The organism is Pelagibacterium luteolum (genome assembly GCF_900100665.1).
GTDB classification, from domain to species: Bacteria; Pseudomonadota; Alphaproteobacteria; order Rhizobiales; family Devosiaceae; genus Pelagibacterium; species Pelagibacterium luteolum.
Window position 1 is genome coordinate 221,890 of record NZ_FNCS01000001.1, and the last position, 13,736, is coordinate 235,625.

Consider the following 13,736-nt stretch of genomic DNA (forward strand, 5'->3'; position numbering starts at 1 on the left):
CGGCGCGAAGCGGCGTATGAAGAGGCCCTGCGGCACAGACCCGGCCTGTGCGGCCGGGCCCATCAATCAACCCTGAAATGCTAAGCGTCGATACGCCCTAAAGCCCCTTGGCCTGCGCCGCCTGCCGCAGTTTATCGAGCGTCGTACGCGGCGTAATCGCCTGCGGGTCGAGCTTGAGGTCGATGATTGCCGCTGTGCCCGACGCCAGCGCCCGCTCCATCGCCGGCGCAAATTGCGCCGTCTCTGTCACGGTCTCCCCATGCGCCCCGAACGCCTTGGCATAGGCGGCGAAATCGGGATTGACCAGATCGGTCGCCGATATCCGACCCGGATAATGGTTCTCCTGGTGCATGCGGATGGTGCCGAGGATGCCATTATTGAAAATGATGGTGATCGGCTTGGCGCCCGTCGCCATCGCCGTCGCCAGATCCTGACCGCTCATCAGAAAATCCCCGTCCCCGGCAAAGCAGACGACCGGCGCGTCGGGTTTGACGATCGCCGCGGCAATGGCGGCGGGAAACCCATACCCCATCGAGCCCGATGTCGGCGCCAATTGCGTGCCCAGCCGGCGATAGCGATGGAAGCGATGCAGCCAGACGGAAAAATTGCCCGCCCCATTGGTATAGATCGTCTCGACCGGCATGTTGGCTTCGAGCCACTCCATCACGCGTCCGAGTTGAACCGCCCCCGGATTGGCCGGACAGATCTGCCATTCGCCATACTCGGCATGCGCGGCCTCCCCTGTCCCCGCCCAAACGGGATCGGCAATCGGCTCGAGCGCGCCCAGCGCCTTCGCAAATTCGCGCGGTGTGGCGTTGATCGCCAGCGTCGGATGATACACCCGCCCCAATTCCTCAGGGTCGGGGTGGATGTGAATGAGCGTCTGCTGGGGCACGGGAATATCGAACACAGTATATCCGCCCGTGGTCATCTCCGTCAGCCGCGCGCCAATCACCAGCAGCACATCCGCAGCCTTTATGCGTTCGAGCAGTTTCGGGTTCGGTCCGATCCCCAGATCGCCGGCATAAAGCGGATGCGCATTGTCGAACCGGTCGGCACGGCGAAAGCTCGTGGCGACCGGCAGATGATTGGCTTCGGCAAAGCGCTGGATGCCATCAACCGCCTCCGTGTCCCACGGTGACCCGCCAAGCAGCACCATAGGCCGTTGTGCCCCAGCCAAAAGCGCTCGCACCGCGTCCAACTCCCCGGTCCCCGGCCAACTCTCCAGCGGCGTATAGGGCAAGGCATCGACCACATCGACAGCCTCGGTCAGCATGTCCTCGGGCAAAGCGATGGCCACCGGCCCCGGTCGCCCGCTCGTCGCAACGCGAAAGGCCCGCGCGATCAGCTCGGGCAGGCGCGCCGCATCATCGACCTGCACCGTCCATTTGGTCACCTGTCCGAACATGCGGCGATAATCGATCTCCTGGAACGCCTCGCGCTCGATCTGGTCGCGCGCCACCTGCCCGATGAACAACAGCATGGGCGTTGCGTCCTGCATCGCCACATGCAGCCCCGCGCTGGCATTGGTCGCCCCCGGCCCGCGTGTCACCATGCAGATGCCCGGCCGCCCGGTGAGCTTACCATGCGCTTCGGCCATCATCGCCGCATTGCCCTCATGGCGGCAGGTGATCGTCTTGATCCCCCCAGCATCATGGAGCGCATCGAGCACGGCGAGATAGCTCTCGCCCGGCACGCAGAACACGTGATCGGCCCCATGCAGCGCAAGCTGGTCGACAAGAATTTGGCCGCCGGTGCGGATGGACATGAACAGGGCTCCTCCCCAATTGCGATAGCGCCGTAAAGTCACAGGACATTCGTCGACCTGTCCAGTGCTCCGTGGCGACTGTCCCCATGGACGTCTCCCCGGCCGACATTGGACCAGTCCCCGAATGCCCCGTCGCCTCCACAACATCGGCGCAAGCTCCTGACACTCTGGGGGCCAAAAATCCCCGTCGCCCGCTTGCTGCAAAAGCACTAATGCATTAGTGTTGAAGTTGTCAAACAGATGCGCTAGGACCGTTAGACGAGACTGGACGCCATTAAAGCGGAGGAGACCCCATGAGCAAGGACGATACCAAGAGTTCGGGCCGCAGAAGCGATCGCTGGTTCGTACCCGACGATCTGCGCTCCATGGGCCACCGTTCGCGCATGCTGCAGATGGGCTATGACGAGGCCGACTTTCTCGGCAAACCGATCATCGGGATCATAAACACCTGGTCGGACACCAATCCCTGCCACGGCCACTTCAAGGACCGCGTCGAAGACGTCAAGCGCGGCATCCTCCAGGCCGGCGGTTTCCCTGTCGAACTTCCCGGCCTGTCCCTTTCGGAAAGCCAGCTCAAGCCCACCTCCATGCTCTATCGCAACATGCTGGCGATGGAGACCGAGGAGATGCTGCGCGCCCACCCCATCGACGGCACCGTCCTTATGGGCGGCTGCGATAAATCCACCCCCGGCCTCGTCCTCGGCGCCGTCAGCGCCGGCTATCCGATGATCTTCATGCCCGCCGGCCCCATGCTGCGCGGCAATTACCGCGGCGAAGCGCTCGGCTCGGGCTCGGACTCCTGGAAATACTGGGACGAACGCCGCGCCGGCACCATTGGCGAAAGCGAATGGAAGGAAGTCGAACAGGGCATCGCACGCTCGTTCGGCCATTGCATGACCTTTGGCACCGCCAGCACCATGACGGCCATCGCCGAAGCCCTTGGCCTCACTCTGCCCGGCGCCAGTTCGATCCCCGCCGCCGATACCAATCACAATCGCATGGCGACCCAGACCGGCCGCCGCGCCGTTGAAATGGTCCTTGAGGGCCTGACCCCCGACAAGATCCTGACCCGCCCCGCCGTCGATAACGCCGTGATCGTCGCCATGGCCACAGGCTGCTCGACCAACGCCGTCGTCCATCTCCTCGCCATGGCCCGCCGCGCCGGCATCGATCTGACCCTCGACGATCTCGACGCCGCCAGCCGCACCACGCCCGTGCTGGCCAATATCCGCCCGTCGGGGAAAAAATACCTGATGGAGGATTTCTACTTCGCCGGCGGCCTGCGTGCGCTCATGGCCCAGCTCAGCGACCGTCTGAACCTCGACGCAATCACCGTCTCCGGCCTGCCTTTGGGCGAAACCCTCAAAGGCGCCGAGATTTACAACGCCGACGTCATTCGCCCGCTCGATAACCCCATCTACCACGAAGGCTCGCTCGCCGTTTTGCGCGGCAATCTTGCCCCCGATGGCTGCGTCATCAAGCCTTCGGCCTGCGAAAGCCGGTTTTTAAACCATGAGGGCCCGGCTCTCGTCTTTGACTCCTACCCCGAGATGAAAGCGGCGGTCGACGATGACGATCTCGACGTCACCGCCGATCACATCCTCATCCTGCGCAATGCCGGCCCGCAGGGCGGCCCCGGCATGCCCGAATGGGGCATGCTGCCCATCCCGCGCAAGCTTTTGCGTCAGGGCGTACGCGACATGCTGCGCATTTCGGATTCGAGAATGAGCGGCACCAGTTATGGCGCCTGCATCCTCCACGTCGCCCCCGAATCCCACATCGGCGGCCCGCTGGCGCTGGTCAAAACCGGCGACATCGTCAGGGTCGACGTGCCCAACCGCCGCATCGACATGCTGGTCGATGACGCCGAACTCGAGGCCCGCCGCGCCGCATGGGTCGCGCCAAAACCACACTACGAGCGTGGCTATGGCTGGATGTTCGTCAATCATGTGACGCAGGCCGACAAGGGCTGCGACTTCGATTTCCTCGAAACCCGTTTCGGCGCTCCCGTCGCCGAGCCCGATATTTTCTGATCCTTAGGACCGCCGATATGACAACGACCGCACTGCGCGCCGAAACGCGCGACAAACTCAAGCACGTCAGCACAGCGACCCTCGCGACGCTTCTCTTCAAGCGCGGCCTGCGCAACCAGTTCATCCAGGACGTCCATCCCTTGGGCCGCAAGGGAGAGAACATGGTCGGCCCGGCCTTCACCCTGCGCTATATCCCGGCCCGCGAAGACCTCAATGAATTGACCGTCTTCCGCGACCCGGACCACCCCCAGCGCAAGGCCGTCGAGATGGCGCCCGAAGGTTCGGTCATGGTGTTCGACAGCCGCAAGGACGCCCGCGCCGCATCGGCCGGCTCCATCCTCGTCACGCGCTTGATGGTGCGCGGCGTCGTCGGCATCGTCACCGATGGCGGCTTCCGCGACAGCCCCGAGATCGCCGAAATGGATATCCACGCCTATCACAATCGCCCATCGGCCCCGACCAATCTCACCCTGCACCAGGCCCTCGACATCAACGCCCCCATCGGTTGCGGCGACGTTGCCGTCTGGCCGGGCGACATCATGGTCGGCGACGGAGAAGGCGTGATCGTCATCCCCAGCGCCATCGTCGACGACGTAGCCAAAGAGGCGGCGGAAATGACGGTTTTCGAAGACTTCGTTCTCGAACAGGTCCAGAACGGCGCCCAGATCATCGGCCTTTATCCGCCAACCAAAGAGGAGAGCCAGACGGCTTTCGCCGATTGGCGCAAGAAGACCGGCCGCTGAACGAAGGGACCGCCACGATGACGGACACGCCGCATATCCTCAGAAGCGCCAAGCTTTTCGACAAATCCAATGCCGAACTCGCCGAGCGTTTTACCGTCGATGTCGTCACCGAGGATAGGGCGGAAACCGATCGCCTGCTCGATCGCGTCGGTCCCTTTATCCGCGGCTTTGCGGTGCGCAAGACCATCATCGACAAGGCGATGATCGACCGCCTGCCGGCGCTGGAAATCATCTCGAGCTACAGCGCCGGCACCGAAAATATCGACACCGCCTACGCGCGCGAAAAAGGCATCCTCGTCGCCAACACCTCGCATATCCTCGCAGGCGAAGTCGCCAATCTGGCGCTGGCGCAGATTCTGAGCCTCACGCGCAACCTCGTTAATGCCGACAAGTTCGTGCGCGACGGCAACTGGCCGACCGAAACCTTCCCCCTCACCCGCTCGCTCAAGGGCATGAAGATCGGCATCGTCGGTTTCGGCCATATCGGCAGCGAAATCGCCAAACGGCTCGATGCCATGGGCGCACGACCGGCCTATACCGGTCCCAACCGCAAGCCTGTCGATTACCCGTTCTACCAAAACCCGCTCGATCTCGCCCGCGCCACCCAGATGCTGGTGGTCACCTGCCCCCTGACGCCCGAAACGCGCGGCATGATCGATGCCGAGGTGATGGCGGCCATCGGCAGTGATGGATACCTCGTCAACGTCGCGCGCGGCCCGATCGTTGACGAGCGCGCCCTGATCGCGCTCCTCGCCCAAAACGGCCTCGCCGGCGCGGCCCTGGACGTCTTCGAAGACGAGCCCAATGTCCCTGCCGAACTGATCGCCGACCGCCGTGTCATCCTCACGCCCCACATGGCGTCAGGCACAAACGAAACCCGCGAATTCATGGGCGACGCCATGGTCGATGCCCTCATCGAAAAGCTCGGCGCAGCACCGGTGCCGCGTTCAAGCTAAAAGCCACAGCGCAGCGGCGCCTCACCCACTAAATGGCAAACAGCCCGTCTCACAGAATATCGCTCGCATCCGGCGGTATCTTGTTCTTCGCCCTGCGCCCTTCCCAGAACGCGCTATAGACGACGCCCGCAAAGATCACCGTCCCCCCGGCCAGAACCGTAAGCTCGATACTTTCGGAAAACAGGAAATACCCGAGCACCGCCGCGATCGGCAGGCGAATGAAGTCCACCGAAATGACCAGCGACGCATCGGCAAGCTTCATCGCCCGGGCAAAACAGAGCTGTGCGATGAGCCCGCCAACGCCCTGAAGCGCCATCAGTCCCAGCGCAGCCGGACTCGGCCACACCCAGACGGGTATGGCGATCAGCGCCGCGATCGGCACGGTGATGACGAGGTTAAACCACACGATCCGGAGCGGATCGTCACGGCCCGAACTGACCTTCATCAAGAGCGCTACGCCAGCCAGCCCGATAGCCGAAGCCAGCGCGAGCGCAATGCCCACGCCAAACTCTATCCCCGGCGGCTGGAGTATGATCAGCATGCCCACCAGCCCGGCCGCGATGGCGATCACCCGGTGCAATCCCACCCCTTCGCGCAACAGCACCATCGATCCGAGCGTTACAAACAACGGCATGGTGAAGGCCATGGCCGTAACCAAAGCGATCGGCAGCATGGTAATCGCCATGAAATAGGCGACCAGCGCCGCAAGCTTGATCACCGCCCGCACCGTATGGATTGGCCACATCCCCTTGGCATCGAAATTGCGCTGGGCCTTTTTCAAAATGAAAAGGATGGCGATCAGCGAAAAGAGATTGCGAAAGAACGCGATCTGCAGCGGATGGATTTCGTCTGACACCAGCCGCACGAACACGGTGTCGAGCGCCGACATCGAGGCGTTGAACCCCATGAGCAGGAAGGCAAGCATCGCTGGAGACATAGGCGGACTTTCAGACGCGCCGCGTGGCCGGACGGCCTGGCGCTTAGAGCGCTTCCAGGATAAGCGGACACCACTTATCCGGTTCGGAAGCGCGACAAAACAAAGACTAAGAGCTCCTGTTTTGATTCCATCAAAACAGGAGCCCTAGGCTCACGCTGCCGAGGCAGCTTCCCATTTGGGCTTGGGCGCCGCTTCGATCAGCGTCCTCGTGTATTGGTCCTTGGGCGCGCGGAACAACTCTTCGGTCCGGCTCTGCTCGACCACCTTGCCCGATTTCATCACAAGGATCCGGTCGGCAAAATTGCGCACGATCGGCAGGTCATGAGTGATGAAGATATAAGAGAGCCCCAACCGGTCGCGCAGATCGCCCAAAAGATCGATAATCTGCATCTGGATCGAAACATCGAGCGCCGAGACCGCCTCGTCGCAAACGAGAATTTCCGGATCGCACGCCAGCGCCCGCGCAATGGCGATCCTTTGGCGCTGCCCGCCTGAGAACTGATGCGGAAACCGCCTGGCGTGATCGGCATTGAGCCCGACCAGCGCCAGAAGCTCGGCCACCCGCGCCTCCCACTTGGCGCGTGGCAAGATATCCTTATGGATCTTCCAGGGCTCGGCGATGATCGAAAAGACGTTCATGCGCGGGTTCATCGAACTGTAGGGGTCCTGAAACACCATCTGCACGCGCCGCCGAAAGGCCAGCAACTCACGCCGATCCATTTTCAAGATGTCATCGCCGTGAAACAGCGCCTCACCGCTCGTGGCATCGTTGAGCCGCAGGAGAACCCGCGCGATCGTCGATTTGCCCGACCCGGACTCCCCAACGATCCCCAGCGTCTCGCCACGTTTGAGCGTAAACGACACATCGTCGACGGCTTTCAAAACGCGTGGATCGCCACCAAAAAGCCCCGGCGAAAGCGTATAGGATTTGCACAAATGGCTGACCGTGAGCACCGGCTCCTCGGTCGCCCCGCGCTCGGGCCCATCGCCCTCCTGATGCGCGGGCAATGCGCTCATCAACTGCCGCGTATAGGCATGCTCGGGATGGTCGAAGACCTTTCGCGCGTCGCCCTCTTCGACGATGCGCCCCGATTTCATGACAACAATCCGGTCGGCCATATTGGCGGCGACTTCGAGATCGTGGGTAATCATGATGATCCCCAGCCCCTCTTCACGCTGCAGATCTTTCAAAAGCTCCAAAATCTGCGCCTGCACCGAAACGTCGAGCGCCGTCGTCGGCTCGTCGGCGATCAAAAGTTCCGGCCCTAGCGCAATCGCCATGCCGATCATGATCCGCTGGCGCTGCCCGCCGGAAAACTGGTGCGGATACCAGTCGATCCGCGTCTCGGGATCGGGGAGCCCGACGCGGCGCAATATCTCGATGCTCCGCTTGCGCGCCTCTTCGCCGCTGGCTTTCCGATGCGCTGTAAACACCTCGGCCAATTGCCACCCGATCGTATAGACCGGATTGAGATGGCTCAGCGGGTCCTGAAAGATCATGGCGATCTTGCAGCCATTGATCGCCCGCCGCCGCGCTTCTGACGCCGTGCGCAAATCCTCGCCGCGATAGCTGATCGCGCCTGAAACGATCTCGCCCGGCGGGGTATCGATCAGGCCCATGATGGCACTCGCGCTCACCGATTTGCCCGATCCGCTCTCGCCGAGGATAACCAGCGTCTCCCCGGCATCGACCGAAAAGCTCACGCCCTCGGTTGCTCGAAACGCCCCGGCCGCCGAATGGAAATCCACCGTAAGATTGTCGACCGACAAGAGGGGTGGCTTGGACATGCTCATTTGCGTTCCTTCTTGCCGAGCTCGAGCCGCCAGCGCTGATGCGGATCGGCATAGGTGCGCCACCAGCTCGAAAGAATATTGAGCGACAGCGTTGTCAAAAGGATCGCCAGCCCCGGCCAGAACGCGACCCACCAGGCATTGGCGAGATAGCCCCGCCCCGTCGCAACCATCGACCCCCACGTAAAGGCCGGCGCCTGGATACCCAGCCCCAGAAAGCTCAGCGAGGATTCAGCGAGAACCACAGTAGCGAAATCGATCGCCCCGATCGTCAAAACCGTCGGCAGCACCATCGGCGCGATATGGGAGAAGATCAGCCGCAGATCGCTCGCGCCCAGCGCCGTTGCCGCGCTCACAAACATCCGCTCGCGCACTTCGAGCACTTCGGCCCGCGTCGTGCGCAGATAGATCGGCACGCGCGTGATGGCGAGAACGAGGATCAGATTGGGAATAGAGGGCCCGAGACTGAACAGAACGATCAACGCCAAAAGGAGCGAGGGAAAGCTCATCACGATATCGGTGGCCCGCATGATGGCATTGCCCAGCCACCCGCGCGAATACCCGGCGATGAGCCCCAGCGTGCCCCCGATCAGCAGCGAGCACATCACTGCGATCGCAGCAATCCCGAGCGTGTTACGCGCGCCCACCGCCAATCGCGCCAGAAGGCTGCGACCCAGCGTGTCGGCGCCGAGGATATAGGCGAACCCCTGTTCGAGCGAGAACGGCGCCATATTGCGCGCCCGGAAATTCGGCGCCTCTGCGAGATGCCCGATCAGCATCGGGGCAATAATCGCACAGGCCGTGACGATGATCAAAAAGACCGCTGCGGCCCCGGCCAGTGGATCGCGGAACAAAAGCTTGAACGGCAGGGGAATGCGGCTTGCGCGCTTTTGTGCGGCTTGGGTTTCCATGGAAAGAACGCTCATGCTGCTTGGTGCCGGATGCGGGGGTCGAGGGCTGCGTAGATAAGATCGATCACGATATTGAGGATAAAGATCGCCACGGCGGTCACGAGAACCGTCGACTGGATCAGCGCGAAGTCACGCCGCAGGATGGCGTCGATCATCAGCTTGCCGATGCCCGGCCAACCAAAGATCGTCTCGATCACCACAGCGCCATTGACCAGCGTCGCAGCAAGATCGCCGGCAACCGTGACGACCGGCAGCATGGCGTTGCGCAGCGCGTGGACGAAAACGATCTTCTGGCCGGATACGCCCTTGGCGCGCGCCGTCTTGACGTAAGCCGAGGTTAGAACGCCCATCATCGATCCGCGCACCACCTGGGTCAAAAGCCCGAAAGGTCGCAACATCAGAACGCCGATCGGCATGATCCAGTGCAAGGCTGTTCCCGTGCCCGACGTCGGCAACAGCCCGAGCGAAACCGAAAACACAAGGATCGCTACGATAGCCACCCAGAAATCGGGCGCGCTGGCACCGGCCAGCGATGCGGTTGTGGCAATGCGATCGAAGAATCCGTTCGGACGCGCCGCCGCCAGTGAACCGACGACGATCGCCATAACGATCGCCAAGGTCATCGCAATCGCAGCAAGCTTCAGCGTTTCCGGAAACGCCTGCAGCGTCACTTCCATGGCCGGCCGGTTGCGGCTGAGCGCCGTCCCGAAATCGAGCTGTACGAGGTCGAGGAGATAGCGCCCGAACTGAATATAGATCGGGTCGTTGAACCCGTTGAGTTCGTTAAAGGCATCCCGCTGAGCCGGGGTCGAGTCGAGCGGCAGATAGAGATAGGCCGGGTCACCGGTCAGGCGCGAGAGAAAGAACACAAGCACCAAAAGCCCCGCGACCGCGATCAGGCTCTGGATCGACCGTCTGAAGACGTATGCGAACATGAAATTCCTCCCGAAAGCCGAACGCGGCGGGATCTGGCCGCCGCGCTGGGTGCGGGGACAAGTGCAGGCACCCATCCCCTGATCAATTTATTCTGCGAACGCGATTTCCGACAGACGCACTTCACTGTTGGTCTTGAGATCTGGCTCGTATTCGATCCGGTCGCCGACGCGCACATAGCCGATCATGTGATACATCGGAACGTCGGCAATGATCTCGTCATGAACCATGGCGAAGGCATCGGCAAAAAGCTGGCAACGCTCTTCGCCGCTCGACGTCATCGCATCGAGGATCAGCGCGTCGAGATCGGGATTTTCGACCGTCGAATACTGCCCTTCGCTCGTGTACATCACCGGCACGGTAAAGCCCGCATCGCCCGTGTTGTTGTCGTGCTGCTGCTGGAACAGCGTCGGGTTGCGGCCCTCGGGGAAGGGCTTGTCGAGATAGCGCACCCAATCGGCGGCCTCGAGCTGCTGCACCGTGATGTTGAGGCCGAGATCGGCCCACATCGCCTGCATGGCTTCAACCGATTCCTGGGCGTTGGGGAAGAACCCGTTCCGCGCGATGATGGTCATTTCGGTGTCCACCGGAACCCCGTCCGCACGGGCTTCCTCGATCAGCTGACGGGCGCGTTCAGGGTCGAACTGCCAGGGCGTGATCGCATCGTTGAACCCGCAATTGCCCGGAGGCACCATCTGGTTGGCGCGCAGCACTTCAGCACCGAACAGCGCTTCGCCCATGCCGTCCCAATCGATACCGATATTGAGCGCTTCGCGGACGCGGACGTCATCGAGCGGCGGCATCTGCATGTCGAGACGCATGCGGGTGGTTTCCGAGTTGAGATACGCAAAGTCCGTTTCCGGATTGGTCGCATCCTGAACCGCAATCGCCGGCGTCAGATCGGCTTCCCCGGTTTCCACCATCGCAGCACGGATTGCCGATTCCGAACGCCACACGAAGGTTGCGTCGGTAACGGCCGGCAGTTCGCCCCAGTAATCGGGGTTCTGCGACAGAACGATCCGCTCATTGGTGGCTTCGGCCAGAACATACGGGCCGGTCCCGACAGGTTCGTTGACTTCGGCATCGAACGGCATGTTGGGCGAAACGATCTGCACGGTACCCATCAGCGTCGGCATGATGGGGATCGCGATGTCACTGACGATCTCGACGGTCTGCGCGTCGATTGCCGTCGGCGTCAGCGTCACATCGCCGAATTTCGACCGGCTGTCGCATGTAAGGTTCGGGTTCATCAGGCGGTTGATCGAATTGACCACAGCCTCGGCATCGAGCGGCGCGCCGTCCTGGAACGTGACGCCCTCGCGCAGGGTAAAGCGCCAGGTCGTATCGTCCACCTGCTCCCATTCGGTCGCAAGATGCGGCTCGACTTCGCCGGTATCGACATTGATGTCGGTCAGCGTCTCGGTGATGTTCATGTTGATCACGCGCCCGATATCAGCGCGGATCGACCGGCACGGCTCAAGATTGGCCGGCTGCTCTGGCAAGACGACGGTTATCTCCTGGGCGGTCGCGGCGACACCGCCCGACATCAATCCCAAAACGAGTGTACCCGCTACGCTTGAAATCAGTTTCGTCCTGATCGTCATGGATCCTCCTCCTCGATCTCGGTCCTGTTTGGGGTCTCCCCCTTGGAGCCGGCGCGGCTGGACCAGACCGCACGAGCCGAAATTTCCGCGTGCCGTAACGGCGGCAAAACTTAGCCGCCGCACTAGAGCACTAATGCATTAGTCAGTCAACGGCGTATCCGATAGACCTTCGTTCATGCCGCGCGGGCCCGCTGCCGCGCAGCACTTTCCGCCGCCATAAGCGCCTCGACCTGCGGCATAATCATGGCCTTCTGGCTCTCATCGAGATTGGAGACCAGCGGCATCAACGGGCCGCAATCGGCAATGCCTGAAAGCGTGATCCCGTCATGAAGCACCGATGTGCCGCCCAGCTTGGCACGGGTGACTTCGAAATCGAGAAAAGGCTGGCTCAGCCTCCGCGCCAGATCGAATTCCCCGGCCCGATAGAGTTCCAGCAACTCGTTTGCAGCCGCCGGCGCAATGCACACGGCGCCCGATGTATAGGTCGCCATCTTGCGCGCCCCGATATGATCGTGGATCGGCGTCTCGCCCATGCCGGACGCAATCTTGTCGGTGCCCACAGCGGCAATCAGCCTGTCGAGATAGGGATCGGCTGCAGCATCGTCGCGCTCGACGGCATATTTGACGAAATCGACAGCGCCGTCCTCGATCAACCGCCCCAGCGCGTCGGGATCGATATAATTCTCGCGCTTGACGTAGAGCACGATCCCGAACCCCAATCGGTCGGCGATCCGCCGCGCGCCTTCCGCGACACCGCGCGCATCGGCAGGAAACGCCATGGGCAGCAGCAGCACATTGCGCACCCCGGCCTTGAGGATATCGCCAGCCTGATCCATCGCCTTGCCGAAATCGGGGCCGATGGAAAAGAGGATCTGCAGATTGGGCGGGCAGTTGGCAAACAGCACCGAAAGCGCCTCGCGAAAACTTTCCGCGCCGAAGTGATAGAGATTGGCATTGCCGCCATAGAGCACCGACGTCACCCCACCATCGGCGATATGGCTCATGATGGCGCGATTGGCGCTCTCTGCAACCACGCCTTCGGCGGTGAGGGCGATGGGGGGAACGGCAACCACGGACTTGGCATAATCCTGGGGCGTCAACACGGGCTGCTTCACTGTCAGCACTCCTGATTGAGCACGTTTCCAGCAAAAGGCAGGCCCTCGGCATAAATCCGATGACGATACCGTTTCAGCGTCCTGGAAACGCGGCGATACAAACAAAAAGAGCAGCGCAAGCGTTGATCGGCGACTGATGCTCTAGTGCGTCAGTCCTAACCGCAACAGCAAATGCTGTCAACAATGTTTACATCATCAGGGTGATAGGGTCTTGTCAAGCATGCGCCGTCGCGCTTGCACGAGGTGAAACTCCATGGCAATCCGCGCCGCCACCGCATCGCGACCGCGAATCGCATCGACGATATTGGAATGCTCCCGCGCCACGAGCGATCCGCGTTGCGGCGATCGCGAACTTGTCAGTTTCAGTGACACGGTCATGAAATCGCTTAGCCGTACTTCCGGCCCTTCCAGGCTTTCGACGAAAAACTCATTTCCCGCCGCCTCGGCGATCGCGATATGAACCTCCCGGTCGGACTGCCATAGGAACTGGCCATTCTCGATTTCGGCAATGAATTTGTTATGCGCATCGACGATCCGCGCCAGTTGCGCGCTCGTCCGCCGCTCCGCTGCAAGCGCCGCCGCCGCCCCTTCAACCACCAGCCGGAATTCCTGATAGCGCTGATAGCGGGCGATCTGCGCCATGTCCGCTGCCGCCGACAAATCCTCGGGCGGGCTCGACAGAACGAAACTCCCGCTGCCTTTGCGCGATTCGATCAGCCCGTCGCGCTGCAGTCGCGACAGCGCATCGCGCACCACCGGCCGCGACACTCCGAACCGCTCCCCGAGCAGCTTTTCGCTCGGCAGTTTGCTCCCCGTCGGGAATGCGCCCGTGGCTATGCTCGACAAAATCCGCCCGTAAACCTGGTCGGCGAACGTCGATGGCCGTTCGGCCTCTTCCCCAGGTTTTGCGATCATTGTCCTGCCCCCATCGGCTCTTGCCCCCAG

At 62.1% G+C, this 13,736-nt stretch carries 11 protein-coding genes; 3 read left to right on the plus strand and 8 right to left on the minus strand.

All coding sequences use genetic code 11. The features are described 5' to 3' along the window. Window positions 1-97: 97 nt before the first annotated feature. Window positions 98-1,768, minus strand: a complete 1,671-nt coding sequence (locus tag BLR31_RS01080; protein ID WP_090589970.1) for a thiamine pyrophosphate-binding protein — start codon at window positions 1,766-1,768, stop codon at window positions 98-100. A 293-nt stretch (window positions 1,769-2,061) separates the two neighbouring features. On the opposite strand from BLR31_RS01080, the gene araD reads away from it, so the two are divergent. From araD to BLR31_RS01095, 3 genes are read left to right on the plus strand one after another with little or no spacing between them, the layout of a single operon-like run. Then, entirely contained in the window at window positions 2,062-3,801 is a 1,740-nt protein-coding gene (gene araD / locus BLR31_RS01085; protein WP_090589974.1) for an L-arabinonate dehydratase, read from the plus strand. Window positions 3,802-3,818: 17 nt separating this feature from the next. Beyond that, window positions 3,819-4,544, plus strand: coding sequence for a ribonuclease activity regulator RraA (locus BLR31_RS01090; protein WP_090589978.1), 726 nt, complete (start codon window positions 3,819-3,821; stop codon window positions 4,542-4,544). Between the two features lie 17 nt (window positions 4,545-4,561). Further along, window positions 4,562-5,500, plus strand: a complete 939-nt coding sequence (locus tag BLR31_RS01095; RefSeq protein ID WP_090591964.1) for a 2-hydroxyacid dehydrogenase — start codon at window positions 4,562-4,564, stop codon at window positions 5,498-5,500. A gap of 49 nt (window positions 5,501-5,549) precedes the next feature. Here the strand turns inward: BLR31_RS01095 and BLR31_RS01100 are convergent, their stop codons facing one another. The 7 genes from BLR31_RS01100 to BLR31_RS01130 form a co-directional block, all read right to left on the minus strand. Beyond that, on the minus strand, window positions 5,550-6,437 hold the full coding sequence (locus tag BLR31_RS01100; RefSeq protein WP_244504908.1) for a DMT family transporter: 888 nt from the start codon (window positions 6,435-6,437) through the stop codon (window positions 5,550-5,552). Between the two features lie 150 nt (window positions 6,438-6,587). Next, on the minus strand, window positions 6,588-8,225 hold the full coding sequence (locus tag BLR31_RS01105; RefSeq protein ID WP_090589981.1) for an ABC transporter ATP-binding protein: 1,638 nt from the start codon (window positions 8,223-8,225) through the stop codon (window positions 6,588-6,590). A gap of 2 nt (window positions 8,226-8,227) precedes the next feature. Then, window positions 8,228-9,154 (minus strand): ABC transporter permease, encoded by a 927-nt coding sequence (locus BLR31_RS01110; RefSeq protein ID WP_090589985.1) that lies wholly within the window; start codon window positions 9,152-9,154, stop codon window positions 8,228-8,230. After that, window positions 9,151-10,074 (minus strand): ABC transporter permease, encoded by a 924-nt coding sequence (locus BLR31_RS01115; protein ID WP_090589989.1) that lies wholly within the window; start codon window positions 10,072-10,074, stop codon window positions 9,151-9,153. The genes BLR31_RS01110 and BLR31_RS01115 overlap by 4 nt, the downstream gene beginning before the upstream one ends. An 87-nt stretch (window positions 10,075-10,161) precedes the next feature. Continuing rightward, window positions 10,162-11,676 carry an ABC transporter substrate-binding protein gene (locus tag BLR31_RS01120; RefSeq protein WP_090589992.1) on the minus strand — a complete coding sequence of 505 codons (1,515 nt, stop codon included), beginning with the start codon at window positions 11,674-11,676 and terminating at the stop codon, window positions 10,162-10,164. Window positions 11,677-11,849: 173 nt separating this feature from the next. Next, window positions 11,850-12,791: a dihydrodipicolinate synthase family protein gene (locus BLR31_RS01125; protein ID WP_244504909.1), complete on the minus strand. Its 942-nt coding sequence runs from the start codon at window positions 12,789-12,791 to the stop codon at window positions 11,850-11,852. A 195-nt stretch (window positions 12,792-12,986) separates the two neighbouring features. Further along, complete coding sequence (locus BLR31_RS01130; protein WP_090589996.1) at window positions 12,987-13,706, minus strand: FadR/GntR family transcriptional regulator; 720 nt, start codon at window positions 13,704-13,706, stop codon at window positions 12,987-12,989. Window positions 13,707-13,736 lie beyond the last annotated feature (30 nt).

Bases quoted from the DNA above. Each gene is read 5' to 3' on its own strand.
- BLR31_RS01080 (WP_090589970.1), bottom strand. From the start codon at position 1,768: ATGTCCATCCGCACCGGCGGCCAAATTCTTGTCGACCAGCTTGCGCTG.
- araD (WP_090589974.1), top strand. From the start codon at position 2,062: ATGAGCAAGGACGATACCAAGAGTTCGGGCCGCAGAAGCGATCGCTGG.
- BLR31_RS01090 (WP_090589978.1), top strand. From the start codon at position 3,819: ATGACAACGACCGCACTGCGCGCCGAAACGCGCGACAAACTCAAGCAC.
- BLR31_RS01095 (WP_090591964.1), top strand. From the start codon at position 4,562: ATGACGGACACGCCGCATATCCTCAGAAGCGCCAAGCTTTTCGACAAA.
- BLR31_RS01100 (WP_244504908.1), bottom strand. From the start codon at position 6,437: ATGTCTCCAGCGATGCTTGCCTTCCTGCTCATGGGGTTCAACGCCTCG.
- BLR31_RS01105 (WP_090589981.1), bottom strand. From the start codon at position 8,225: ATGTCCAAGCCACCCCTCTTGTCGGTCGACAATCTTACGGTGGATTTC.
- BLR31_RS01110 (WP_090589985.1), bottom strand. From the start codon at position 9,154: ATGAGCGTTCTTTCCATGGAAACCCAAGCCGCACAAAAGCGCGCAAGC.
- BLR31_RS01115 (WP_090589989.1), bottom strand. From the start codon at position 10,074: ATGTTCGCATACGTCTTCAGACGGTCGATCCAGAGCCTGATCGCGGTC.
- BLR31_RS01120 (WP_090589992.1), bottom strand. From the start codon at position 11,676: ATGACGATCAGGACGAAACTGATTTCAAGCGTAGCGGGTACACTCGTT.
- BLR31_RS01130 (WP_090589996.1), bottom strand. From the start codon at position 13,706: ATGATCGCAAAACCTGGGGAAGAGGCCGAACGGCCATCGACGTTCGCC.